The sequence below is a fragment of the Evansella cellulosilytica DSM 2522 genome (assembly GCF_000177235.2).
Lineage (GTDB): Bacteria > Bacillota > Bacilli > Bacillales > Salisediminibacteriaceae > Evansella > Evansella cellulosilytica.
The window spans coordinates 724,642-750,351 of the sequence record NC_014829.1 but is presented as its reverse complement, the minus strand read 5'-3'; the positions used below and the strand labels follow the sequence as shown (position 1 = coordinate 750,351).

Genomic DNA, 25,710 nt, shown 5'->3' with positions numbered 1-25,710 from the left:
TTCACTATTTTGAACAAAAAAACAATAACTCTCCTCCTCCGACAAAATTCTGCACTATCTCTTATAATATTTTATCACCTTTACAGAAAAATGTAACCGCTTTAATTTAAATGAATTTATCCCTAGTATAAAAATCACATATTTCCCAAGTGTTTGTTTTCTATATTGATACTAAAGTCCCATTTTACTAGCTATTGGATTTCAAATCAATACTTGCTAGAATATCTCAATAAAAATTATGTCGAACGCGAGACACAATTTGGTAAAATACAATACTTTCGTTCTTCAATTGTCTAATTAATGTAACGAATGATAAATTACTGCAACTCATTTTTTTGATATACTGTAAATAAATAAAGCATGACCTATACTTTTGAATTATTAAGAGAAAAAATATAAAAATAGGAGATTAATTATGTATCGAAATTTAGAAGAGTGCATTCTAGATCTTGAAAAACACGGCCACCTTATCCGGATAAAAGAGGAAGTAGATCCTCACCTTGAAATGGCCGCCATTCACCTAAAGGTGTTTGAAGCAGGAGGACCTGCATTATTGTTTGAGAATGTTAAAGGTACAAAATTCCGTGCTGTATCAAACTTATTTGGCACAATTGAACGTAGTAAATTTATGTTTCGTAAATCATGGGACAAAACACAAAATGTCATTAGTTTAAGAAATGACCCTATGAAGGCGTTAAAAAATCCATTTAAACAAATTGGTAATGGGCTAACAGGAGCAAAAGCACTACCGCTAAAAAAAAGGAACACTGGACCTGTTGGTTTTCAGGAAATAAATATTTCCGACCTGCCACTCATACATCATTGGCCAGATGATGGTGGGGCTTTCGTCACACTACCGCAAGTGTATACAGAAGACCCTGATAAGCCTGGGATTATGAATGCTAACTTAGGTATGTATCGTGTGCAGTTAACTGGAAACGACTATGAATTAAATAAAGAGATTGGCGTTCATTATCAAATACATCGTGGCATCGGTGTTCATCAGCATAAAGCAAATAAACGTGGTGAACCATTAAAGGTAAGTATTTTTATCGGAGGGCCTCCTTCGCACACTTTAGCAGCTGTCATGCCTTTGCCTGAAGGCCTTAGTGAAATGACTGTTGCAGGTATGCTATCAGGTAGACACTTCCGATACAGCTATGAGGATGGCTATTGTATAAGTAATGATGCAGATTTCGTTATAACAGGAGAAATTTATCCAGAGGAAACAAAGCCAGAAGGTCCTTTTGGTGATCACCTTGGATACTATAGTCTTGTTCACGAATTTCCATTAATGAAAGTACACAAAGTGTATGCTAGAGAAAATGCCATTTGGCCGTTTACTGTTGTCGGACGTCCTCCACAGGAAGATACAGCTTTCGGTGCGCTTATTCATGAATTAACTGGTGGTGCTATTAAACAAGAAATACCTGGTGTTAAAGAAGTACATGCCGTTGATGCTGCAGGAGTACATCCATTGCTATTTGCAATCGGTAGTGAGCGTTATACGCCGTACCAAAAAGTAAAGCAACCTGCTGAGTTACTTACAATTGCAAATAGAATTCTAGGAACTGGGCAATTAAGCTTAGCGAAATATTTATTTATAGCCGCTGAAGAGGACAAGCCTTTAAGTACCCATAACGAAGAAGAATTTTTAGGTTATATATTGGAACGAATCGATTTAAGTAGAGATATTCATTTTCAAACGAACACAACAATTGATACACTCGATTATACTGGTACCGGTTTAAACACTGGGAGTAAAGTCGTTATAGCGGCTTGCGGGGATAAAAAGCGCGATTTGTGTACAGAAGTACCTGATCAGTTAAAGGATCTTGATTCATTTAAAAATCCAAAGCTTGTTATGCCAGGTGTTGTCGCTATTGAAGGGGAAAAGTTTTCTGATCACGAAAGCACTGCGAAAGAAATACAAGCCTTTAATGACCTAATCAATAGAAAAGGTTCTATACCTACTTGTCCAATGATTATCTTGTGTGATGATAGTACATTTATTAGTGAATCGTTAAGTAATTTCTTATGGGTGACCTTTACTAGAAGTAACCCATCTCATGATATGTACGGCGTTAATAGCTTTTATGATCATAAACATTGGGGATGTGATAATGTCATCATTGACACTAGAACAAAGCCCCACCATGCGCCACCACTTATTCCAGATCCTCAAGTGGAAAAGAATATAAAAAGATTATTTGAAAAAGGCGGAAGCTTGGCAGAAATAGGCTAATCTATATGGATCCAAATTTTTTCCAATACAATCGAAACATTACATGAAGGGTGTCTAAAAAGGTATGTTATTATCTTTTTAGTCACCCTCATTTCAGCATGAAAAGCTTGAACTACAATACTTATTAAGCTATGATTACTTTATTTATTACGACTTACATGAAAGAAGGAGAATACTATTATGGTCAATGTTAAAGGAAAGTGGGCGCTTATTACTGGTGCAAGCAGGGGAATTGGTTATCAAATTGCTACATTTATGGCAAAGCAAGGCTGCAACCTTATTTTACATAGCAGAAGCTTAAAGAATACTAAAGAATTAGAAAACGATGTGAAGGCACTAGGGGTCGATGCTTATAGTATTGAAGCAGAGCTCGATAATCATCAACAAGTCGTTGCAATGCTCGATAAGATTGATGAAAAAGGCACTACAGTTGATATCATTTTTAATAATGCTGCTGTTCAAACTGCTTATAGAGAAAATTATTGGAATACTCCTGTTGAGGATTTCGAACAAAGCTTTCAAATTAATTTTATCTCCATTACAACCATTTGTAACCGATTAGTTCCTCGGATGATCGAGCGAGGTTTTGGAAGAGTTATTAATACAACGAGTGGCATTATTAATCAACCAGAGCTATCCGCTTATGCAGCTAGTAAGGCTGCTTTAGACAAATATACGAAAGATTTATCCTCTAAACTAGATGGAACAGATGTAGTAATGAGTTTAGCTGACCCTGGCTGGTGTAAAACAGACTTAGGTGGCCAAAATGCAGAGTGCGAGGTTGAAACCGTTATTCCTGGTATCACCATTGGGGCTTTTGTAGATGACAAAAAAAGTGGCCGTTTCTTCCCAGCTCAAACTTTTACAGGAATGAGCTTAGAAGCTGCTGTTTCGAAAGCTGAACAAATTAAAGCTACACCGTACGTCATTTAATATATTGTGGTAGACGAATGGGCTGAGGCAAATGGTACTGTATTTTACCACTTGCCTCAGCCTTATATTTTGTTCAAATCGTTCTATGAAGGAACTACTCTATAAAATGACTATTAAATCTCTCTAATATCTATTATAAAGATAATATAATCTGACTCGTTACTCTCTTTTTTGATTTATAATATTAAATGAAAGAATTTTCTTATAATAAAATCGTTTGATGATGTATGTTTTAACAAATAAGACTAAATGAGAGGATAGTGATAATGATGAATATAAATTGGGGAATCATTGGTACAGGAGGAATCGCTAGTAAATTTGCCAACGACTTATCGTTTGCTAAAAGTGCAGCTAAATATGCAGTTGGTTCACGAACATTGGAAAGTGCAGAAAAATTTGCAGAAGAACATTCATTTTCTCGTGCCTACGGAAGCTATGAGGAGCTTGCAGCTGATCGTAACATTGATGCCATTTACGTTGCAACACCACATCCATATCATAAAGAAAATGTGCTAACTTGCTTACGTGCAGGGAAAGCTGTACTTTGTGAGAAACCTTTTACGATGAATGCTGGTGAACTAGAGGAATTAATCATTTTTGCTAGAGAAAAAAAACTATTTTTAATGGAAGCGATGTGGACACGTTATCTTCCTACTATAAAAAAAGTAAATGAGTGGGTAAATAATGGCAGCATTGGAGAAGTTCGTCACATCAATGCTGAATTCGGATTTAACGCGCCCTGGGATCCAAACGGTAGACTACTGAATAAACAGCTCGGCGGTGGCGCTCTTCTTGATGTCGGTATATACCCACTCTCGTTCGCTTCTATGATTTTAGGAACTAATCCAGAGAAAATATTAAGTACAGCATTTATCGGAGATACAGGTGTAGATGAACAGTTTTCCATTACCCTTTCTTATGAAGGTGGCAATACGGCAAGTTTACACGGTGCTATAAGAGTGGATTTAAGTAATCATGCATCTATTCATGGAACAGAAGGAACAATCCATATACCATCATTCTTTATGGCTTCAAATGCAACATTAAAAAAGAAAAATGGTGAGGTCGAAATATTCCAAGAAAAAAGAGCATCATTAGGTTACCAATTTGAAATAGAAGAGGTTGGTCATTGTATTCATCACGGATTAATGGAAAGTCCCATCATGCCACTGAATGAATCATTAGAAATCATGAAGTTAATGGATAAAATTAAAGATGATTGGAATTTAAGCTACATGATAAGATAATAATCAAATCTGTGCAGAAGCCGAGTAAAGTGAACCCGGGTCAAAATCTCACATTCAAACTTTAGTCCTAGCAAAGTAAATCAGAGGAGCTTTCTACTCTAGATTATCTTGCTAGGTCTTTTTTACCTAGAAGTCGGATTTTGTCGGTTTTTGTTACCGGTAAAGTATATTTAATATATAATTTTATTTAATAGATATATATATTTTATATTTTATTTCCCAACAAATCAGAGAAAGGTTGATCAACTTGATACTGCAACGGATGAAATTTGGTACAAAAATTAATTTGCTCGTTATTTCTATTCTTCTTATTTTTGCTTTAGTCATTGGTTTTTTAGTGCATCATCAAATAACGGATGGCATTAAAAAAGCTGCAATTGCTAAGGCAGAATCCGATCTGACTCTTACATACAGTTATGTGGATGAAAGGTATCCTGGTAGTTGGAGTGTTGAGAATGGTTTATTATACAAGGGCGACACTGTTATTAATGACAACTTTGAACTTATGGACACCATTGGAGAAATGACGAGTGGTACAGTCACTGCTTTTTTAGAAGACACTAGAGTAACTACAAATGTAGTAATCGATGGTGAAAGAAATATCGGAACACAAGCATCTCCTCACATTGTTGATACCGTTTTATACAATGAACAAACTTTTGTTGGTGAAGCTGACGTTTCAGGAAACACTTTTCAAACTGCTTATAAACCTATTTATAATGCAAATGATGAAGTGATCGGAATGTGGTATGTTGGTGCATCCCAAGAATTCATTGACGAAACTATCGCCCAGACGGTGACATTATTTTTAGTCGCTTTAGGAATTATTTTAGTTTTAGCTGTAAGTATCGTATTACTCTTTTCAAATCGTTTAAAAAGAAGATTGACTTTAGTTTCAGAAGCGCTAAAGAAAGCTGGGGAAGGCGACTTTTCCACTACGTTAATTGACAGTTCCGGAGATGAAATAGGAAATTTAACTACTAGCTTTAACGATATGAAAATGAATCTTACTGAATTAATTCAAAATGTTGCTGAAACTTCCGAACAAGTAGCAGCTTCCTCAGAGCAATTAAGCGCAAGTTCAGAAGAAACGAGTAATGCAACAGAACAGATCACTGAATCTATTCAATCAGTTGCTGCAGGGGCTGATAAACAAGTAGCCACAACAAGCGCAGTAAGTGACATTGTAAAAGATATCCAAGCAAGTATGGAGCAAATATCTAGTAATATTCAAACTGTAAACGATTCAACACAAGAATCCACAAATAAAACAATTCATGGCGGAAAAGTAATAGAGCAAACAATCATCCAAATGAATCATATTCATGAAAAAACAGAGGCAACTTCGTATCTTATACAACAATTAGGTAATAAATCCAGCAAGATTGGTGAGATAGTAACACTTATCACCGAGGTTGCTGAACAAACCAACTTGCTTGCACTAAACGCTGCCATTGAAGCTGCAAGGGCCGGTGAGCATGGCAGAGGCTTTGCAGTCGTTGCTGACGAAGTCCGTAAACTTGCTGAACAATCTAGTAGATCTGCACAGCAAATTAGTCAAATGATTGAAGAAATTCAGAGTGACATCCACAAATCAGTTAACTCTATAGCAGACGGACAAGGTGCTGTCAGTATTGGAAAAACAAAAGTGGATGATGCTGGGATTGTATTTAAAGACATTTCTAATAATATCTTATCTGTTTCTTCTCAAGTACAGGAGGTTTCAGCTGCAATTCAACAAATCTCTGCAAGTACCGGCATGATGGTTAATGCTATCGAGGAAACCACTGAAGTTTCACAAACTACTGCTGGGCTTACACAAAATGTCGCAGCTGCTGCTGAGGAGCAAAATGCATCTATGGAGGAAATATCTGCAACGTCTCATACATTGGCGAATATGGCAGAAGAATTACAGGAATCAGTAAAAAAATTTAAATTATAAGGAAGAGATCCCCATAAAAAACTAGTCATGGCAAAGAGCGCTTGTCACACGAGAGGTTTACTCAAAAGGTCGATTTTTTACCTTTTGAGTAAACCTCTAAGCAATGTGCGTAGACACCGCAATCCCTTAAAGACCACTATAAGTGGTTTTTTTAAAGAAAGAAAAGTATAAATTATAGTGGTCGCGCGGTGAGTGGAGCCATTGCCAAAACTTTTAATAGCTTTTGGGACACCTTCTTTTAAATTGCCTAAGGGATTCGCGCTTGGTTGAAAAAATCTACCTTAAGTCACTCTTAAGGTAACCCCGCTAGTAACCACCATACAAAAAAGCTCAAGCCTAATAACCATAATCCAACAGACCTTACCATTTTAATATTAAAATATTTTATTATGACGAAGTCAACGAGAAAGAATGTGATAGCTACAAACATCGTTATAAATGCAATAGCTAACTCGTCATATATGATGAACATATACAATATAGGAAGCATGAAAATAAAAAACTTTAAGAGAAGCTTCCCTCTATTTTTTATATAACTAATGGTCCATTCACTAACAAGCGCTGTTGGAATACCTACAAACCATACCCCTCCTAACACAAATGGGGCATACATAATATACCCAAACAGATGTCCATATACAGGGAAAAAGATAGTCATTACAACAGTACATACTACCGCTGTATAAATACTAGTAATAAATTTTTGATAAAACATAATGCGCTCCTACTCTAATAAGAATTGATTTGATACAAATATATATGTAAAAAAATGGTGCCATCCTAGTTGTATTCTATCATTTTATTAAGGATACCTTAAAGACAAGGAGGGATCACATATGAGCAAAAAAAACCAAATATCTTTTTTACTTATTATCACAATTGCTGGCTTAGTTTTATTGCCATTCGCAATAATAAAGCGACCACTAAAGGATTGGATTATCGTTTTTTTAGTAAGCTGTATTGGAAACACGTATGCTGATAAATTTCTTGTATCAAAAGGGTATTTAAAATATAACATTCGCCCATTTAAAAATAAATTTCTTATCCATTTCCCTTTTGATTTGGTTCATTACCCACTACTTTTGCTTTATTACAACCAATGGACATTACATAGTAAGCCAAGCGGCTTGTTTTTTAAACTATTTCCTTTCATTATTCCACAAGTATTTATTGAAACGGTTGCTGCCAGAAAGACCGATCTTATTACTTGGAAAAAAGGGTGGGATTGGAAACACTCGTTTATTAGTTTAATGTTTAAGTTTTTATTATGCCGTTTGATTATTGCAGTTATTAGAAAAGGTAATGGTGATCAATTATCACTCATATAAACAAAATTACGGATGAATCTTACGCTTTATTTTTCCCTGTTGTTTTCCATGCCCTAAATGAAATATAACATGTGACAGTAAAAAAGAATGTAGCTCCAACCCATATTTGTACAGGTTCAGGTAAGTAATCAAATGGAGATAACGACATAGAAAATGTTTTAGAAATATAGCTACCTACAAGATATAATACAAAGATAGCACATCCAAAAATAGCGATATCTTTGATCAAGTGCAGCCATTGTATGTCGCTTTGTTTCCACCGAACTACTAAAAAAACTATAAACATGCTCATTAATAATATAAAGTCCAATTTGATGACGCTCCTTTATGTATGACTCTATTTACATTTAATTAAGTATGTATCACCTTTTTTTGCTAATAAGCCTTTTATTTTTCCGATCCCATCTAATATAACTGTTCTATTGACTTGATGTTGTTTTGGTGGAGTCGGTAAAACAACATGGATTTTATGAGGTTTTAACATTTCCTCTCTATAAAAGGTAATGACTGGTTGATTGAAATGCAGTTTCTTTTCATGAATGGATACGAAAAGGAACTGTTGATGTAATAGCCTTTTTCCACTAGCCACCATATTCATTGGATCAAACCCAGTTAAAGCTATGTCCCCTTCTATCAATACATGATGTCCTTCTTTTTTTTCACATTCAATGAATAGTTTTTCTTTCATTGCTTTTACATAAGAGATAATCTCTCTCGTAGCTTTACTGATTACGAGTTCCTTCACTTCTCGATGAATCGGGGCGTTTATTACTTGATATAAAAGCTCATAAATGGAAAATTGACAATCAAAGAAATGCTCTTTCCAGTCAGGTCGCACCTCATCTAAAAGAAGACATATAAACATCCCTGAACTGTAGCAGCTTTTTCTTATATATGTTGAAGATTCTATTTGATCTAATAGACTTTCACCATTGTTTTCAATGATGATCTTAAAAGGGGTGCCAGTTATGTGTGAATACGCCTTAGCTTCAACATACCACGCTGGTCCCTCAATCGTTTCAACCAACTCCTCATACTTTAGGTAATCACCGAGCTCCCCTCTTCTCTTCTCCCTTAGTTGAAAAAATGTGGATAGGTTATCGGCCCTTTCCTCCGCCGTTGAACAGCGTACAGCATTATAAAGCGCTCGTCTTTCTTGATTACGTAACTCAACATTATCTTCTGATAATGGATAAGAAATACTTAGCAGTTCATTTGGATACCTGTTTTCATTATTTATGTATTGATGTCCATGGAACAATTCATGCGCTATTAAGGAATAAACAGAAGCCTCATTTTCATGCAAGTCTTCATTAACTATCGCAGTTGGATGTCCCTCAAATGTAATAATTGATTCAGCACCAAAAAATACATCTTTCCAATTAGCTGTTTCATATGGATTATCACTAGAGGAAACTGTAGGATGGTTGTATATGGAAACAAACTTATTATTGTACACAGCAAAGGCGACGAGATTAAATTTCGGCCAATATAATTCTTTGTTTTCATATATTTTAGTGAATTTCTCATTCATAATCCCACTTCCTTCATCGTTTTGAAAAATCATTACTAGGTTAAGAGATATTTTATCTAAATGTAGTGGCGCTACAATATCGTCTATATAACAAACACATTCGCCTTTAATACTCTTTTACAGTGTAACATACACCTTTTATGTGTATACTAAGTCTACCAGAAAATACGAACGTATGTTCTTGTTATAAACTCTTATATCGTATATAATATATTTGAATAGGAAGAAAAAATAGATAGCAATGCCATTCTAACAGGTTAATGTGAAAGAACTAAAGTAAGTCGGCCAACATCAAATTTTTATTAATGGAGGCAGAACTAATGAAAACGAAGAGTATGAAACGTCCAAAACTACCATTAACAACAGAGGAAAAAGCTCTCTTAAGAAAAGTAAAATTGAAAATTAGTGACATTTCTCGAGTAGATGCAGAGGATTTAGCGATTATAATAAATGCAAGTTACGAACGGGCATTAACGCTTAGGGGCCTAGCGCAGTTTCAAATGATACCTTCTATCGGGGTAAGACTATCAGAGGATTTAGTCTATAAACTTGAACTTTATCATTTAAATGATATGAAAAAAATGGATGGAGCCACACTCCTTAATCAACTTGAAGAAAAACTAGGTTACTGGACAGATCCTTGTGTTGAGGATCAACTCCGTTGTGTTATACATCATGCAAATCACCCTAATAGCGATAAACAATGGCATGATTTCACCGACGAAAGAAAAGCATTTAGGAAAGAATATGGTTATCCGATTTCTCGTCCTAGAAAGGCTTGGCATGATAAAAGAGATGGTTGACTCAAATGATTGATTTTTACTTTTTGAGTCAACCTGCAATGAAGAATTGCCGCCCATTGGAGTGTCTTTAAACATTCGATTATGGGGGGAAAATTAGGCAACATGTAATAGTAAGGTAACGAGATACTAATGATATATCTCTTTATTTTATATCTTTAATAAAACAAATGATTCGGTTTGCTTCTTGAAAGCCAATTTTTTTATGAAATTCATAACTAATATCGTTATGTAACTCAATATCAGACCCCATTTGATTACAACCCTTTGTAGCAGCCCAGCGCTCTCCGGCTGCTACAAGTTCCTTCGCTATTTTATTTCCCCTATGGCTTTGCTTTACATAAATGCCTTCTACATAACCAACTGGACTAGAATGCGATCCTTCCACGTAATCATTTCTAATGGAAACTTGAATAAATGCTAGAAAATCTGCCTCACATTCATATAATAAAACATGTTCTTTGTGACTAAAATATATTTTTTCATACATACTTTTTAGGTCATCGTATGTACTTCCCTTCCATAAATCAAGTGCCATTTCCACTAGACTTGATATATGTGCTAGTTCAAAATCGATGATTCTCTTCATTTATTTTACCTCCTTTTAATTACAACTTTTGTAAAAAACTAACGTTAATTAATTCTCACGAAAGGTTAGAAATTCCTGCAGAAACACCTTGAATTTAGTGTTGATATATAATAGACAGGGAAGAAAGTTTGAGCAGGACAACTTCCAACTTAAAACGGTATGTATATTCTTACATGTTCAAATAAAAAAACAGAGCAATTAAGCTCTGTTTTTTATGGATAATAACAGATAAATTCTAAAATTATAAAGAACCTAAATAAAAAATAAGCACCCAAAAGCCAAACTTATAGATTACTGCAATCAATCCTAGAATAATTCCTGCGTTTGCCATCCCTCGTTGATAATGCTTAGTTCTACCAATTAATCCAAATATAATAGCAAGAAACCATAATGGGAGCATAAACCAACCAATAAATGGGATAAGACCAATGACCAATCCTACAATTCCTAAAACAAGGGCTGTCACTGCCATTCCGTTACTTTCTTTTTCGACGATAATTTCGTGCATCACAAAGCCTCCTCACTACAAAAATATAAAACTATCTTCTCTTAAACAAGAAGTTTAAAGTCGCTTAATCAATAAAATACATTTTACATCATAATCTTACACACTTCATCTTATTCTATCATTATTTTAATCGGAATTTAAATAGTAAAATATTATGTAGTATAAGATAAGCTAGGATCCTTCAACATCGAAACGACGATCAAAGAGTTCTGTATAGTAGTTATTATGCTACTCAAGTAAGGAAGGACTTGATACACTTTTCTCAAAAGTTTGGTTCATTTTATTCTACTCCCTCTCACTACAAAAGGGTATTATACTCTGTGCACATATCACCTTATATTAAAAAGGGGGACTCATTAGGTAACAATCCACCTTTTGAGTCCCCCCTCATCTCTTATTGACATTAGCGCTGCTCTAATCGAGCAATTCTTTCATCCAATTCTGGATGGGAAGCAAATAATCTCATCACTCCGCCTTTTCCACTTATTTTCATTGTTTGGATTGCTGAATCATCCGTTCGGTCGTTTACTGTTGCACGGTTTACGTGTGCTTTTAGAGAACGTAGCGCGTGTGCCATTTTGTCTCGTCCTGCTAAATCAGCTCCACCTTGATCAGCATGGAATTCTCGATATCGTGAATAAGCACTTACGACAATGCTTCCAAGTATGGAAAAAAGAATTTGGAAAATAATAATCGCAGCAAATTGAACGATCCAACGTAGTTCATCTCGTACGAAACGAGAAACAACAATTGCCGCAATTCTTGACAAGAATACTACAAATGTATTGATGACACCTTGTAGTAATGTCATTGTTACCATGTCGCCATTAGCAACGTGTGCTACCTCGTGGGCAATAACGCCTTCAACAGCATCGTCATCCATGACAGTGATTAACCCAGAGGATACAGCTACTAGTGAACGCTTTTTTGAAGGTCCAGTCGCAAAAGCATTTACTTCTTTTGAGTTGTAAATACCAACTTCAGGCATGTGCATAAGGCCTGCAGCACGTGATAAACGGTGTACCTTTTCTACAATATCACGTTCGTGTGCTGACAGTGGCCCGTTTGGATCTAGCACTCTTACTTTCATCATCTTTTTTGCCATCCAACGTGACATTGCTAAAGATATAAATGACCCTGTAAAACCAACAATAATACTAAATATCATTAGTGTCCCATAATTAATCCCACCAGCACCTTGGAAAGAACCAAGCTCAGTAAAGGTTGTGAGAAGTGACCAGACAATGACAATGGTTGTTAAAACCAGAATATTCGTTAAAAGATAAAACATTACTCGTTTACCCATTTTTTTCGCCTCCATGATCAAAATATACTTTTCTATTCTACCATGAAATGATGAAAATAAAATAGATTCGATGCTTCCATTTTTTTTGAGTTTTCTCAATAACTTACATAGGTGAATGAGGGATAAATAGTAAAATTAAGAATACGGCAGTATTTAAACGAATTAATAAGTTATTTTAAAATAATCGTATTATTTCAAAAAATATGTAGTTTTTTCACTAAATTCAGATTATAATCATCTGGAAGTCTAATAAAAATAATGGAGGAAGTTACGATGAAAAAGTTGGTTACCTTTGTAATGCTAGCTATTCTTGCATTCACCCTCGTCCCTCAAGTCACAAGTGCAGCAGTAAGTAATGAAGAACTTGATTCCTATTTAGTAGAATTAAATTGGGAAAAAGGAGAGCTCGAGGAATATTTGGCTTCCTTTTGGCTTGAACTTAGCGACTTTGATGATATTGAGGAATTAAAGGACTTTTTAGGACCCGTCATAACAGATGAGTTTGTAAACAAAATGTTGGTAGACTATGACATTACTCTAACAGAATTAGAAGCTATTCTTGCTGAGTATGGTGTAAGTCTAGATGAGTTAAAGTTTACATTTGATCTTGAGTTTTACTTAGAAGACTATTTTTATGGTGATGATTGGTTAAGCGATTATGTTTTCGAATTCTTTCAATCAATCGGAATTGACGAAGACGAATTTTTTCGTTTGTTAGAGCACTTAGAATATGTATATCACCATAACCCTAATCTTGAAAATGAACTAGAAGCACTTCTTGTAAGAATACTTGCACTTGGGGATTTTGAAAGTGCATCGGAGCTTTCAGCAGAAGATGTGGCTGAGCTTTTATACATCGGTGAGGAGCTAGCTAGAATATTAGAAATTAATACAGAATTTTTCCTAGTAAAGAAAGATGAGAAGCAGTCAATCTCACTTTCAAGCTTATTTGCACTAACGTCTACTAATGGATATGACCTTTTAATTGAGCTCTATAATTATGATGATGAATTCCTTGCTGACATATTACTAACTGCGGACCTATTCGGTTCAGAACTCATTAAAGACACAGGGAAAACAATTGTCGAAGCTTCTAAAGAAGTTTCCGAGAATGATGTGGTAAAAACTGAGAAGGGTGGCAAGCTCCCTAATACTGCGACACACTCTTTGTTGAACATCTTATTAGGTTTCTTCGCTTCCGGAGCAGGATTATACTTTTTCCGAAAAGTGAAGGTCCTTTAGTGGCAAAATGAGAAAAAAGATTTATTTCACACTTGCTATATGCTGTATTGTCGGCGGAATTTGGTTTTCTAGTACTAATGGATATACGTTTTTAAAAGGATATTTCCTTTATAAAACTGGAGATAACAAAGTGATAACATCTCCTGTAGTAGATGCTAGTATGAGGGAATCCGGTGACAGGAATATAGTCGTTCCACTCTATCCCTCTCGTCCTGAAATTGGTGATGAAATTGGTTTGTTATCTATTCCAAAAATAAACGCTAGCCTTCCAATTTTTCACGGAACTGATGAAGATGAACTGGAGCGTGGGGTAGGTCACTATGCAGGGAGTGTTTTGCCTGGAGAACAGGATAATTCCGTATTAGCGGGACATAGGGATACTGTATTTCGTAAACTAGGTGAGGTAGGTGTAGACGACTTGCTTATTGTTACTACAGCTGCTGGTCAATTCACTTATAAAGTGCAACGAGTCCGTATCGTCGATAGTGATGATAGAACTGTTATTGTTCCACGTCCAAGAGCAACATTAACGGTTAGTACGTGCTATCCTTTTCAATATATTGGAAATGCACCAGAGCGCTATATCCTTGAAGCAACACTTATACAAAGTGAAAAGAACGACAATAACCTTGCTAAGGCATCGACTAAATAAGTAATTTGGAACTTAGTAAAAGCCAATAATCTAAAACGATAGCTCCGGAAATAAACATAGATTTTAGGGAGAGTAAAGGTAGTTACCTTCCACGAAAAGCGATGTATATTTCTGGAGCTTGTTTGTTTAACCCGTTTAAATCATTTTTCTTGATGCTAATTTCAGTGGAGGTCCTTTTCTAAAATTGTTGACATCATTTCAAATCTACAACAAAAATTATCACATCAAATAATTTAAGCACTAAAAGAATTATTATTATGTTGTTGGCGGACTATCAAGCTTCCCTTTCTTAAAAAGTAAAACGCTATTAAAAACGTTACTGATGCACCGTAAAATAACGAAGGATGAGAGAAAATATCCATTAGTAAACCTAACATCCCTGGCGCAACAATGGAAGAAGCCATAGAAAATAAATAATATAATCCTGTAAAATATCCAATTTTATTTTTCCCACCTAAATCGGAAACGAGTGGGTATGCTTGCACATTTATAAACGACCATGCAATACCTCCGATAAAGAGAACTATTTGTAATAAAAGCACTTGATTAATACTCGGAGCTACAGTGCTTATTGATGGAAGAAACGGAATTGACACAAAAATTATAGGTAACAAAACTAAGCCGATTAACATTGTCGGTGCTTTACCCAGTTTTGAGCCAAGGAGTCCTGCTGGGATGGCAAAAATAACAAATGCTAAGCTGAAGAATCCAAGTGTGAAACCTGCAGTGCTCTCTTCCATATTTAAGTACTCCACTGCATAAACGGTGAACTGTGCTTCTAAACCAGCATAGCCGATAAAATAAATGAAAATAGCAATAAGGATAAATAGGTGTCCTCTAAATTCAGGCTTTTTTAATTTTCCAAGGCCATGAAAGAAAGATTGGGTAGCTTTAACCTCTTCTAAGTCCTCTTTAGAGCTATCGACATAAGGTGGTCTTCTATCAACGACAAAATAAAGTAACATAAATGCTAAAAATAATAACAATCCTGCGATAATAAAAGGATACGAGCGGTCAATCCCATATAAAGTAGATAGACCAAAAAGTGCTACTAAAGCTCCTATTCCCCCCATAAAATTGATAATCCCATTCGCGGTTGAACGTTTGTCAGGAGGAGTATGATCTGGCATCAGTGCGATGACAGGTGCTCGATATATCGTCATTGCTAACAAAAATATAATATCTACTACGAGTAGAACCCATAATGTTACTGCTGCCCCGTAAGGAATAAGGATAAAAAATAACGCTGCAATAGGCATTCCCACCACTAGAAACGGGAGCCTATTCCCTAGTTTAGTATCTACCTTATCTGACCATGCCCCTATGATCGGGATAAGGAGAACCGCTAACAAGTTGTCGAGACCCATAATTGCCCCACGAATCGCTCGACTTTCGATGTAGTCACCTAGTATTAATGGCATATACGCATTGTAAAATGTCCAAATAAGCATTAACGCAAAGAACCCACTACCAATCGCAAAGATTTTTCCATACGAAAATGGCATATGTTGTTTCACTCGAACTCCCCCAATGTCCGCTTAGTTAACTTCCTTTTTTACAGCCTCTCGAACTTGAACAGCCTTTTCTGGCCAATCTGTAATAATGGCATCACATTGCCCTCTTATTAAACCGTACATATGCTTTTCCTCATTTACTGTAAATGGCCTCACTTGAACATGATTAGCCCTCGCCCCAACAAGCAGTTCTGGAACAGCAACTGGCAAAAAGCAATGTAATCCTGTTGCTCCAACATTTTTTGCATAGTTCCATGGTTCATACAACCCTTCCATAAAGAGAATGGCTGTTTCCAACTTAGAATCTAATCGATTAACTTCTACTAAACTATAATGATTGAATGAGGAAATAACAGTACGATCCTCAAGCTTGTATTGTTTTATCAAATCAATTACCGCTTCCTCTATTCCTTCATATTGCACAACACCATTTTTCAACTCTACATTTAATAATAAAGAAGTATTTGCTGCCCATTTAAACACCTCTTCTAACGTAGGGATATTCGCCTTTTGAAAGGATTCGTCAAACCAACTTCCTGCATCAAGCTGTTTCAATTGATCATATGTAAAATCCTTCACCCAACCAGTTCCATTTGTTGTTCGATCTACCGTTTCATCATGAATAACAACGAGCACCCTATCCTTCGTCATTTGTACATCAAATTCTATCCCGTCTGCTCCAGCAAGCTTGGCTGCCTTAAAAGCTTCCATTGTGTTTTCAGGGTGTGTCCCAGCCGCACCTCTGTGAGCGAAAATAAGTGTGTTTGTGTTCAAGTGAAATCACCTCTTTTAATTTCGTCTTAGCATCTATCTCCTTACATTCTATGTGTCTCTATACTAAACTACCATTTCCTCCCCCCCTTGCACTTCATTGTTACTAAAAATTTACGAAAGCTTTATCAATCATTTACGACCCTTTAATGTTAACGCTTACAAAAATTCACTTGCCCTATATCATCATTTGCATAGGAGAGCGTAAGTTCACTTTTTTCCCAACAGCCCACGTATTACTAACTCATATGCTTATCAGACTGCTGTTCCACTTTTGCTGCTTTAATTATTTTGAACATGTATATAATAGGAATAATAATCAGTATAATCGTACAAATAAGTGTAGTGGCACCAAGCCCATCTTGCTTTCCTAAGCCTACATGAATCATTCCATATATGATTGTAAAAAAGAGAATAGCAACTATCAAATTAATTATACTCATCATCTGGCTAGATAATCTTTGTACTACCACTTTTTGATCATCGCTTAATTTTTTCGGGTTAACAGTAGGTATATTTAAAAATTTTAAAGCTTGATCACTTTTTCTTATAAACAAGTTCATGAAAAACATCATCTTAAATACAAAAATATGTAAAATTAATAAACCAATAAGTAACTGTTTTCCCCCCCAACTATTGGGCTCACCAGTTGCATGAAAGTGAGTCGGAATTTCCTCTGGTAAAGATCCATAATAAGCAACCACATATCCTATACTAAAAAGAACTGTAATGACCGCTAATATATCTATCAATGTAAAATGTTTTTTATTATTATTGGCTTGCATCTTCATGTCTCCTCCAAAAATAACTATGCTCCTTAGCACTCATTAGTATAGCATGACTATCAGAGATTAGATTGTCAAAATTATTGTGAAGAAATGATCTCTCTCAATTGATTAGTAACTACGGAAGGCGTTATATACGTTGCATCTCCCATAAAGTAGCTAAAAGTACTTTCTTCGTTCTCGTCACCTAGCCAAAGATGCATGGCGTGAGAAGGATAGCCTTCCTTATAAGCAACAATAACATCAAAGTCCGGGCTAGAAAGAGTATTATCTTTCTTTTGTTCACGAGCAGATAATATTGCTGATGAAAAGACCGCAATCATTTCCTCATCCTTTATTGAAAGATATGCTTCTTGATTCATGTTCCCAAGCCATTGTGACATTGATACCTTCACCTCTATGATTTCTTCATCTAATAAGTCCATCGTCTCTCCAGGTGTGCAACCAAAAAGTAACACGATGAAAAAAGTGATGATAAAGTACATTTTAGTTTTCATTTGTCTCCACAACTCTCTTCAATGTTATACATTACTTATTACTTATTACTCCTAATAGCACATTGGGAAAACGAGTGAACCGCTTCACTAATGTAAAACGATTCACTCGATTTTTATTTATAGAGCACGTAATCGATCTCTTGAAATCTTTCTACTTCAACTAACCAACGATCATTTACAAATGCAACATGATTAGGATGGTTATTGTATGTATCGTAATCATCTTGATTTTTAAATTCCATAGAAAATCCAAAATCAAAATTTGTTTTTGGACTTATTTGTCGAAGGACTTCAAAGTTTTCTACGACATCAATATTACTTAGAATATCTCTTCCGTCCTTTAAAAAAACTTCTGTTTCCTTTGCATCTAGTGGATGCTTTAATGTAAAGAATGCCATATGCTTAATTGTTCCTTGTTTCATCATTATTCCTCTCCTTTATTTATTAGGATTTGATATATTATCTCTTCCATCTATTTATTAAAGAAAACAGGTTCCCCAGATTTTGAAGATTGATAAATTGCCTCTAAAATTTCTGTAACAACGAGTGCTTCCTCAGGTTTAACGACCGGTTCTGTATTATTTTGAATTGCTTCAATCCAAAGACGTGCTTCTAAGTCGATATCTTGCTCTTCATTTCCATCATAGAAAGCTACTCCGCCAGTATCAAGCTCAATTTTTTCCGTATAAAGCTTACTATGCTTTTCTCCATTAATTCTTAAACCATCCTTCATATCTGCACCACCTTCTGTTCCACAAAGTGTGCACTTCGCCTCGTCTTGGTCTAAAGAGTTAAGTGCCCAGCTCGATTCAAGAACAATTGTAGCTCCGTCTTCCATTTTTATAAAACCAAATGCAGAATCTTCGACTGTAAATTTCTCAGGATCCCAAGGTCCCCAAGCATTTGCGGCATTTTCCTTTTTTCCTAATTTATGAAATGTTGAACCTACAACCATTTTAGGCTTGTAGTTATTCATCATCCATAAAGTTAAATCAAGTGCATGAGTACCAATATCTATTAATGGTCCTCCACCTTGTTTTTCGCCATCTAAAAACACACCCCAAGTTGGAACAGCTCTTCGTCGAATTGCATGGGCTTTGGCATAATATACTTCTCCCAGATCCCCCTCAGAGCAAACTTTATGTAAAAACTGACTATCAGGACGGAAACGATTATTATAGCCAATCGATAATTTCTTCCCTGTCCTCTTGGCAGCCTCCACCATGAGACGTCCTTCCTCTGCATTGATCGCCATTGGCTTTTCACACATGACATGCTTCCCTGACTCAAGCGCTGCTACAGAAATTTCACAATGAGAAATATTGGGGGTACATACATGTACAACATCAATGGTACTGTCATTTAATACCTCATGGTAATCTGTCGTAACTAATGGTTGTTCCTTACCATATTTTTCTGCTGCTTCTTGTGCTTTTTCGATAACAATATCACAAAACGCAACGATCTCTACTTGATCGAGCTTAGATAAACTCGGTAAATGCTTACCGAATGCTATTCCACCACAACCAATGATACCTACTTTTAGCCTTGTCATAATAAATTCCTCCAATCCGTTAATGTAGCACTTTATAGTATGGTGAAGCGAATACATTTTTGGAGTCAACATGGAATTTTATGTCACTCCAAATAATTATATCATCGGACAGGTGTTATTGAATACATATCTACTTTTTCGATATTTTCTACATATAATTCGACAAATTAATAATTTTTTGAAATATATTAGGTTTTCTTGAAATAGTGTGGTATGCTTTACGCAACCATTTTAATACCTGTAACATGTTGTCTTCGAGGCTGACTGGTAAAATATTTATAAAACCCATTCATTTGGATTTTTGAATATTTAGTCAGCCTTTTCTTATTACCTTAATAGTTGTGCAGCTTTTTCGCTACTATTTGTGATGTAAAATCTAAAGAACCGAGTGATTATAGAAAATAGTGAGAAACTCAAATGGTTGCTTTTTACCCATTCTATCTTCCTCCATAGCCATTTTACTTAAAAGCCCACTATAAGGGAGTCCTTATAGTGGGCGCAGAATATACTTTCTTATCATAAAAAAAAGGACTCTAATTAGAGTCCTTTTATCAATTATTATGCTTTGTTAACGTTAGTAGCTTGTGGTCCGCGTTGACCTTGCTCTACGTCAAAAGTTACTGCTTGACCTTCGTCTAAAGATTTAAATCCTTCGCCTTGGATAGCTGAGAAATGTACGAATACATCGTCTCCACCTTCAACTTCGATAAATCCGAAACCTTTTTCTGCGTTAAACCATTTTACTGTACCTTGTTGCATGTATATTTCCTCCTATGTGGATCATTTCCACAATTTAATACTATTATTGCTCAATTAGAAATCAAAGGCGAAAAGTTTAAATACTATTCTTTCCTTACAGACCGAACAAAAATAATTCTTACTAAGATTAACAGATATTATTGATAATAGCAAGAATTATTTAAATGATTGAGATTAATTGTTCCGATTATTGAAAAAATGAAGTCATCTAGTAAGCGAACAACACTTCCCTCATATTGGAAGACAATGATTAAGTAAGAGTTTTTTGTCTTAAAGAGACTTTAACCATTCGCGTAGCTTTCCTTTAGGATAATAGATTGTATCGTTTATTTTAATATGAGGTATGTCTGGATAAGTATTTCTAAGTTGTTTTGCGTCCTCCTTAGATAATCCTATATGATGATGTACGTAATTTTCTTTAATTAGTTCATGGTCATCATCTTCATTGATAGAATCTACTATATTTTTAGCATCTGGATTTTTAAAGTTTTTCAAACCATCGCCTATAAAGTATCCTGCAATTGCTATCCCTACAGCCAACCATATGTAATCCATTGTTATGCACCCCTTATTAGTTAAAGATCGAAAGAATATTTGAATGATTACATTCATTTTATCAGTCACTGTTGCTTGCGAAATAAAACTTAAGAAATACTTATAACTAGCTTCACCAAATCCAGTTTAAACCTTTAAGCAATACTTGGAGCCACCGTCGCCCTATTCCCACTCTGTGGGTGTGGGGATCTTCAGTTAATGCTACTACTCCTCACGCATTTATCACCTATCTTGAGAATCAACACTATCCTTTACAGTGCCTTTAATAAAAGGAGACTCAAAAAGTTAAAATCAACCTTTTGAGTCTCCCTCATATGGCGAGTGTAGCTAGACTTTTTATAGTTTTTAAGAAAACTTCTGGTTACGAGTAACTTCACTATGCAATATATATTTAATAAGCGTTATATGTTAGTCTCCAATACTTCAGTAATATCGTGTGGTCCATATGATTGATTTGATGGAATGGCTACTATTAATTTTTTCCCTGGATAATAAGCCGATGCAAAGCTAACTCCTGGGTCATAACCCATTACATGATATTTATATATGTTTTGATGCTTTTTCGTGATCCAAACGCCGTAACCGTAATACTCTTCATTTTCAATATGAATATGAGGAGTTAACAACATATCGGTCATCTGCTCAGATAATAAGTGATAGTTTAATAGAGAATCCCACAAATTTATCATGTCCTGTGCAGTGACAAACGCGCCTCCATCTGATCCACCTCGAACTGGTAGCGAGTAAATATTACTTCTCCAAGTACCATTTTCTTCATCAATATATCCTTGAGCTGTATTTTTCGGTAAATTATCAAAGGTGAAATACCCTGATTTTTCCATACTGGACTGGAGAAAAATGTTTTCTATAATATAGTCCTGAAAGCTTTTTCCCGTAGCCTGTTCAATAATTAACCCTAATAATATATAGCCAGAGTTATTATAATGGAACTTCTCCCCAGGCTTAAACATCATCTTATTGTTCTGAAACAACGGAAGAAAATCCTTTAATTGCTTTATTTGATACATCGGTATATCCTTCCAAAGATCCTCAAAATCCTCCATCACTGATTCATCAAAATAATCAGGTACGCCTGAGCTATGAGTTAATAAGTGATGAATCGTTATGCTATCGTCGAAATGAGGAAACTCTATTGGCAAGCAATCTTTGAGTTTCGTGTTCATTGTCAATTTGCCACTCTCTACAAGCTGACATATTGCAATTGCAGTGAATAGCTTACATCCCGACGCAATACCAAAGCGTGTATCTTGTTTGTTTTCTATTTCATCTGATCTATTAGCATATCCATATGCAGCTTCTATTAACGTTTCTTGTTCATTTTTTGCTAAAATAACACCTGAAAAATTAATTTTATTTATAACACCTTCAAGAGCTGATTTATTTATTTTATCCATATTTCATTGTCTCCTTTGTTAAATATCAACTAAACTATTAGCAACGGACAACTATTTACGGTTCTGGGACTCAAATATAATCATACCATAATTTCCCTTTATATTTCTTTTATTATTATTGGCGAAAATGTCATTTTTGGTGATGCATGCTTGATTCTTGATGTAGATGGAATCTTATGACACATGAGATTTGCTTGATTCTGATTTTTCATGTGGCATTGCCTTCGTATGACACGCTTTATTTCCTGTGTCCCGATTTTTCATGCGTCATTGCCTTCGTATGACACGCTTTATTTCCTGCGTCCCGATTTTTCATGCGGCATTGCCTTCGTATGACACGCTTTATTTCCTGCGTCCCGATTTTTCATGCGGCATTGCCTTTGTATGACACGCTTTATTTCCTCGATTCTGATTTTTCATGCATCATTGCCTTCGTATGACACGCTTTATTTCCTGCGTCCCGATTTTTCATGCGGCATTGCCTTCGTATGACACGCTTCATTTCCTGTCTCCCGATTTTTCATGCGGCATTGCCTTCGTATGACACGCTTCATTTACTCGATTCTGATTTTTCATGTGGCATTGCCTTCGTATGACACGCTTTATTTCCTGCGTCCCGATTTTTCATGCGGCATTGCCTTTGTATGACACGCTTTATTTCCTGCGTCCCGATTTTTCATGCGGCATTGCCTTCGTATGACACGCTTCATTTCCTGTCTCCCGATTTTTCATGCGGCATTGCCTTCGTATGACACGCTTCATTTCCTGTCTCCCGATTTTTCATGCGGCATTGCCTTCGTATGACACGCTTCATTTCCTGTCTCCCGATTTTTCATGCGGCATTGTCTTCGTATGACACGCTTTATTTCCTGCGTCCCGATTTTTCGTGCGGCATTGCCTTCGTATGACACGCTTTATTTCCTGCGTCCCGATTTTTCATGCGGCATTGCCTTCGTATGACACGCTTCATTTCCTGTCTCCCGATTTTTCATGCGGCATTGCCTTCGTATGACACGCTTTATTTCCTGCGTCCCAATTTTTCATGCGGCATTGCCTTCGTATGACACGCTTTATTTCCTGCGTCCCGATTTTTCGTGCGGCATCGCCTTCGTATGACACGCTTCATTTCCTGCCTCCCGATTTTTCATGTGGCATTGCCTTCGTATGACACGCTTCATTTACTCGATTCTGATTTTTCATGCGGCATTGCCTTCGTATGACGCGCTTCATTTACTGCCTCCCGATTTTTCATGCGTCATTCGCTTCGTACGACACACTTCAGCTGACTCAAATCTTCAAGCAATATTTCCAGTGTCATTGTTCATTAGAAAAAGGAAGCTGCCAGCGCAACTTCCTTTTTCAATCACTATTTATTTTTTCACTGCACCAGGATGATCATCTTTTACTAAGTCTAGCTGAGCTGCTCTTGCATTTGCTTCGACTTGCTCTACGCTCTTACAGCCCGGAATTACACATGTAACTGCAGGATGCTGTAAGCACCAAGCAAGTGCCCACTCTGCCATATTTACGCCTTCTGGGACTTCATTCTTTTGAATTTCTTCCACTAAACGCAGCTTATTATCAATTTCCTCTCTTTCATGTCCTTTTCTGACATTATCACTGAATACTGCACCAGGCTTATACTTTCCGCTTAGAAAACCACTAGCTAGTGGTACTCGAGCAAGAACACCTAAATCCTGTTCGATACAAGATGGGAAAACTTCCTTTTCAGGAATTTGGTCAATTCGGTTATAAACAACTTGAATTGCTTTTGCACCAACCTCTGTTGCTTTTGCAGTTTGATATATATTATCGTTTGCGCCGATTGATATTCCTAAATTTTTTATTTTACCAACCTGTAATTGCTTATCTAACATCGTCCAAAGCTCATCGTTGTTGAAAACCTCATCAGAACCGGAATGGAACTGATATAAGTCGATGTAGTCTGTTTGAAGAGCAGCTAGAGATTCTTCTAATTGAATCCGAACATCGTCGACACTCCAAGCATTCCCCCAATTTTCGTGCCACTTATGTCCAAATTTTGAAGCAACTACCCAATCCTCGCGGCGGTCTCGTGATAGGAAATCACCGATGAATTTCTCTGACATGTGATGTGGACCGTAACATTCCGCAGTATCGATTAAATTGATACCAAGATCCTTTGCTTTTGATAATATCGCATCAACCTCACTTTGATTGAAGTCTTTTCCCCAATCTCCGCCAAACTGCCACGTACCAACACCTACTACTGATACATCCAACTCTGTTTTTCCTAAACGTCTGTACTTCAAATTCATCACCTCTACTAGATATAGTTGTATTACCTATTTTTTAATACCCCTTTGATATGTACACTAGTCCTCTTTCTATTGATATCGAACAGTACTTTTAAGATAAAAATGTAGGGGCTTTCATTTGACCATTGTTTGGACCCTCATTATGTTTTTCCAATAATAATAATAATAAAATACTGCTTACTTGGAAGTATAAAAGCTATATTCATGTATTTCAATTACTGAAATATATTTTAGAAAGTTAACTACACTTCAGTTACTTAAATTAAGTATAGTAGTCATTTAAAAAGTGAGTGATTCGAGATTAAGTTATAACAAAAACTCTTCCTTAATTTTTCGCGCAACCTCTTCTGCTGTCATGTGTGTATTATTGATTCGTATGTAATTTTCTATATCAACTTCATCTGGTAAAGAATTTAATCGATACGTTTCCAATGAGCGTAGTAATTCCTGTTCAGAATGATTCACATTTCTTTTTGTTGGCTTATGTTTCAGTCTATTAGGGGTATTATTTCTCAATACTCTTTCTTCAACCTCTGCTTCAAGCTCGGCAAAGTAAATATCAGCACCTTTTTCACGGAAAATCTTACACGTATTTTCTACAAAATCCCAATCTTCCTGAAGATTAAATGCCCATACAAATGTAAAGATCATGCCATCCATATTGCTTTTTGCAGCTGACTTAAATATTTCTTCTCGGAAGTGCGTAGAGAGGCGCCACATTTCAGATTCGAATCCAAAAAAGGGTTGTAGTAATTCGATCGTCATATGGTTGTGAAAAAGCTTTAAACCTGTTATTTTCTCCAGTTCTTGTCCTACCGTCATCTTTCCTACCGCCTGTGGACCAAACAACAATACAAACTTCATATTTATCTTCTCCTATTAATATTTAATTGTATAGAAAAGGTTAACTCAAAAGGTTGATTACTTTTGAATTAACCTTTATTTATATGCTCGCCATAGTTCATTACAAGTTGATTATGTCCATCTCTTCGTCATTAGCAATCTTTTCTTGCTCCATATTAAGGTAAAATAATATGCAATGATTGCAAGTATAACTGGAATGATAGAACCCCCAGCCTCAAATAAAACACCTTTTGCTGGCCTCTCAATTTCATACCAATATTTCAACCACGCTATATTTAGCCAGCTTCCGAGATTATAGCAGACTATAATTGTGAAAATAAAACTAGCAACAGCAAAACAATGAGGAAAAAATTTCATATTATAATCGTCCCC

General features: G+C 35.9%; 26 protein-coding genes. 8 read left to right on the top strand and 18 right to left on the bottom strand.

The window, feature by feature from the left end:
* Positions 1 to 415 precede the first annotated feature (415 nt).
* From BCELL_RS03465 to BCELL_RS03450, 4 genes are all read left to right on the top strand, one after another.
* Positions 416 to 2,245: a UbiD family decarboxylase gene (locus BCELL_RS03465; protein ID WP_013487287.1), complete on the top strand. Its 1,830-nt coding sequence runs from the start codon at positions 416 to 418 to the stop codon at positions 2,243 to 2,245.
* A 180-nt stretch (positions 2,246 to 2,425) separates the two neighbouring features.
* Positions 2,426 to 3,178: an SDR family NAD(P)-dependent oxidoreductase gene (locus BCELL_RS03460; protein ID WP_013487286.1), complete on the top strand. Its 753-nt coding sequence runs from the start codon at positions 2,426 to 2,428 to the stop codon at positions 3,176 to 3,178.
* A gap of 266 nt (positions 3,179 to 3,444) precedes the next feature.
* A complete protein-coding gene (locus BCELL_RS03455) occupies positions 3,445 to 4,425 on the top strand; it encodes a Gfo/Idh/MocA family protein (protein ID WP_013487285.1) in 981 nt (326 codons plus the stop codon).
* Between the two features lie 247 nt (positions 4,426 to 4,672).
* Entirely contained in the window at positions 4,673 to 6,367 is a 1,695-nt protein-coding gene (locus BCELL_RS03450; RefSeq protein WP_013487284.1) for a methyl-accepting chemotaxis protein, read from the top strand.
* A gap of 292 nt (positions 6,368 to 6,659) precedes the next feature.
* Here the strand turns inward: BCELL_RS03450 and BCELL_RS03445 are convergent, their stop codons facing one another.
* On the bottom strand, positions 6,660 to 7,082 hold the full coding sequence (locus BCELL_RS03445; RefSeq protein WP_013487283.1) for a hypothetical protein: 423 nt from the start codon (positions 7,080 to 7,082) through the stop codon (positions 6,660 to 6,662).
* A 121-nt stretch (positions 7,083 to 7,203) separates the two neighbouring features.
* On the opposite strand from BCELL_RS03445, the gene BCELL_RS03440 reads away from it, so the two are divergent.
* Positions 7,204 to 7,695: a CBO0543 family protein gene (locus tag BCELL_RS03440; RefSeq protein ID WP_013487282.1), complete on the top strand. Its 492-nt coding sequence runs from the start codon at positions 7,204 to 7,206 to the stop codon at positions 7,693 to 7,695.
* Positions 7,696 to 7,714: 19 nt separating this feature from the next.
* On the opposite strand, the gene BCELL_RS03435 is transcribed toward BCELL_RS03440, so the two are convergent.
* Both BCELL_RS03435 and BCELL_RS03430 read right to left on the bottom strand, forming a co-directional pair.
* Positions 7,715 to 8,005 (bottom strand): hypothetical protein, encoded by a 291-nt coding sequence (locus BCELL_RS03435; RefSeq protein WP_013487281.1) that lies wholly within the window; start codon positions 8,003 to 8,005, stop codon positions 7,715 to 7,717.
* Positions 8,006 to 8,032: 27 nt separating this feature from the next.
* Positions 8,033 to 9,229 (bottom strand): hypothetical protein, encoded by a 1,197-nt coding sequence (locus tag BCELL_RS03430; protein WP_013487280.1) that lies wholly within the window; start codon positions 9,227 to 9,229, stop codon positions 8,033 to 8,035.
* A gap of 320 nt (positions 9,230 to 9,549) precedes the next feature.
* On the opposite strand from BCELL_RS03430, the gene BCELL_RS03425 reads away from it, so the two are divergent.
* Positions 9,550 to 10,032 carry a helix-hairpin-helix domain-containing protein gene (locus BCELL_RS03425; RefSeq protein ID WP_013487279.1) on the top strand — a complete coding sequence of 161 codons (483 nt, stop codon included), beginning with the start codon at positions 9,550 to 9,552 and terminating at the stop codon, positions 10,030 to 10,032.
* 142 nt (positions 10,033 to 10,174) lie between these two features.
* On the opposite strand, the gene aac(6') is transcribed toward BCELL_RS03425, so the two are convergent.
* From aac(6') to htpX, 3 genes are all read right to left on the bottom strand, one after another.
* Positions 10,175 to 10,618, bottom strand: a complete 444-nt coding sequence (gene aac(6') / locus BCELL_RS03420) for an aminoglycoside 6'-N-acetyltransferase (RefSeq protein WP_013487278.1) — start codon at positions 10,616 to 10,618, stop codon at positions 10,175 to 10,177.
* A 241-nt stretch (positions 10,619 to 10,859) separates the two neighbouring features.
* The gene (locus BCELL_RS03415) at positions 10,860 to 11,126 is read right to left on the bottom strand and encodes a hypothetical protein (protein WP_013487277.1); all 267 of its coding nucleotides are present in this window, start codon (positions 11,124 to 11,126) and stop codon (positions 10,860 to 10,862) included.
* Between the two features lie 403 nt (positions 11,127 to 11,529).
* Positions 11,530 to 12,432: a protease HtpX gene (htpX, locus tag BCELL_RS03410; protein WP_013487276.1), complete on the bottom strand. Its 903-nt coding sequence runs from the start codon at positions 12,430 to 12,432 to the stop codon at positions 11,530 to 11,532.
* Between the two features lie 273 nt (positions 12,433 to 12,705).
* On the opposite strand from htpX, the gene BCELL_RS21455 reads away from it, so the two are divergent.
* Both BCELL_RS21455 and BCELL_RS03400 read left to right on the top strand, forming a co-directional pair.
* On the top strand, positions 12,706 to 13,674 hold the full coding sequence (locus tag BCELL_RS21455; RefSeq protein ID WP_013487275.1) for a processed acidic surface protein: 969 nt from the start codon (positions 12,706 to 12,708) through the stop codon (positions 13,672 to 13,674).
* A gap of 7 nt (positions 13,675 to 13,681) precedes the next feature.
* Positions 13,682 to 14,326, top strand: a complete 645-nt coding sequence (locus tag BCELL_RS03400; protein ID WP_041808121.1) for a class D sortase — start codon at positions 13,682 to 13,684, stop codon at positions 14,324 to 14,326.
* Between the two features lie 233 nt (positions 14,327 to 14,559).
* Here the strand turns inward: BCELL_RS03400 and BCELL_RS03395 are convergent, their stop codons facing one another.
* From BCELL_RS03395 to BCELL_RS03340, 12 genes are all read right to left on the bottom strand, one after another.
* A complete protein-coding gene (locus BCELL_RS03395; protein WP_013487273.1) occupies positions 14,560 to 15,843 on the bottom strand; it encodes an MFS transporter in 1,284 nt (427 codons plus the stop codon).
* Positions 15,844 to 15,864: 21 nt separating this feature from the next.
* Positions 15,865 to 16,614: a glycerophosphodiester phosphodiesterase gene (locus BCELL_RS03390; RefSeq protein WP_013487272.1), complete on the bottom strand. Its 750-nt coding sequence runs from the start codon at positions 16,612 to 16,614 to the stop codon at positions 15,865 to 15,867.
* 236 nt (positions 16,615 to 16,850) lie between these two features.
* Positions 16,851 to 17,402: a DUF1648 domain-containing protein gene (locus tag BCELL_RS03385; protein ID WP_081457224.1), complete on the bottom strand. Its 552-nt coding sequence runs from the start codon at positions 17,400 to 17,402 to the stop codon at positions 16,851 to 16,853.
* A gap of 74 nt (positions 17,403 to 17,476) precedes the next feature.
* Complete coding sequence (locus BCELL_RS03380; protein ID WP_013487270.1) at positions 17,477 to 17,893, bottom strand: YhfM domain-containing protein; 417 nt, start codon at positions 17,891 to 17,893, stop codon at positions 17,477 to 17,479.
* Positions 17,894 to 18,006: 113 nt separating this feature from the next.
* Positions 18,007 to 18,318, bottom strand: a complete 312-nt coding sequence (locus BCELL_RS03375) for a Dabb family protein (protein ID WP_157184166.1) — start codon at positions 18,316 to 18,318, stop codon at positions 18,007 to 18,009.
* Positions 18,319 to 18,365: 47 nt separating this feature from the next.
* The gene (locus tag BCELL_RS03370; RefSeq protein WP_013487268.1) at positions 18,366 to 19,448 is read right to left on the bottom strand and encodes a Gfo/Idh/MocA family protein; all 1,083 of its coding nucleotides are present in this window, start codon (positions 19,446 to 19,448) and stop codon (positions 18,366 to 18,368) included.
* Between the two features lie 558 nt (positions 19,449 to 20,006).
* A complete protein-coding gene (locus BCELL_RS03365) occupies positions 20,007 to 20,207 on the bottom strand; it encodes a cold-shock protein (protein WP_013487267.1) in 201 nt (66 codons plus the stop codon).
* 270 nt (positions 20,208 to 20,477) lie between these two features.
* Positions 20,478 to 20,762 (bottom strand): hypothetical protein, encoded by a 285-nt coding sequence (locus BCELL_RS03360; protein ID WP_013487266.1) that lies wholly within the window; start codon positions 20,760 to 20,762, stop codon positions 20,478 to 20,480.
* A gap of 401 nt (positions 20,763 to 21,163) precedes the next feature.
* A complete protein-coding gene (locus BCELL_RS03355) occupies positions 21,164 to 22,177 on the bottom strand; it encodes a serine hydrolase domain-containing protein (protein ID WP_013487265.1) in 1,014 nt (337 codons plus the stop codon).
* Positions 22,178 to 23,547: 1,370 nt separating this feature from the next.
* Positions 23,548 to 24,468, bottom strand: coding sequence for an aldo/keto reductase (locus BCELL_RS03350; RefSeq protein WP_013487264.1), 921 nt, complete (start codon positions 24,466 to 24,468; stop codon positions 23,548 to 23,550).
* Positions 24,469 to 24,780: 312 nt separating this feature from the next.
* Positions 24,781 to 25,338 carry a DEAD/DEAH box helicase family protein gene (locus BCELL_RS03345; protein WP_013487263.1) on the bottom strand — a complete coding sequence of 186 codons (558 nt, stop codon included), beginning with the start codon at positions 25,336 to 25,338 and terminating at the stop codon, positions 24,781 to 24,783.
* Between the two features lie 111 nt (positions 25,339 to 25,449).
* Positions 25,450 to 25,695 (bottom strand): hypothetical protein, encoded by a 246-nt coding sequence (locus tag BCELL_RS03340; protein ID WP_013487262.1) that lies wholly within the window; start codon positions 25,693 to 25,695, stop codon positions 25,450 to 25,452.
* Between the last annotated feature and the right edge of the window lie 15 nt (positions 25,696 to 25,710).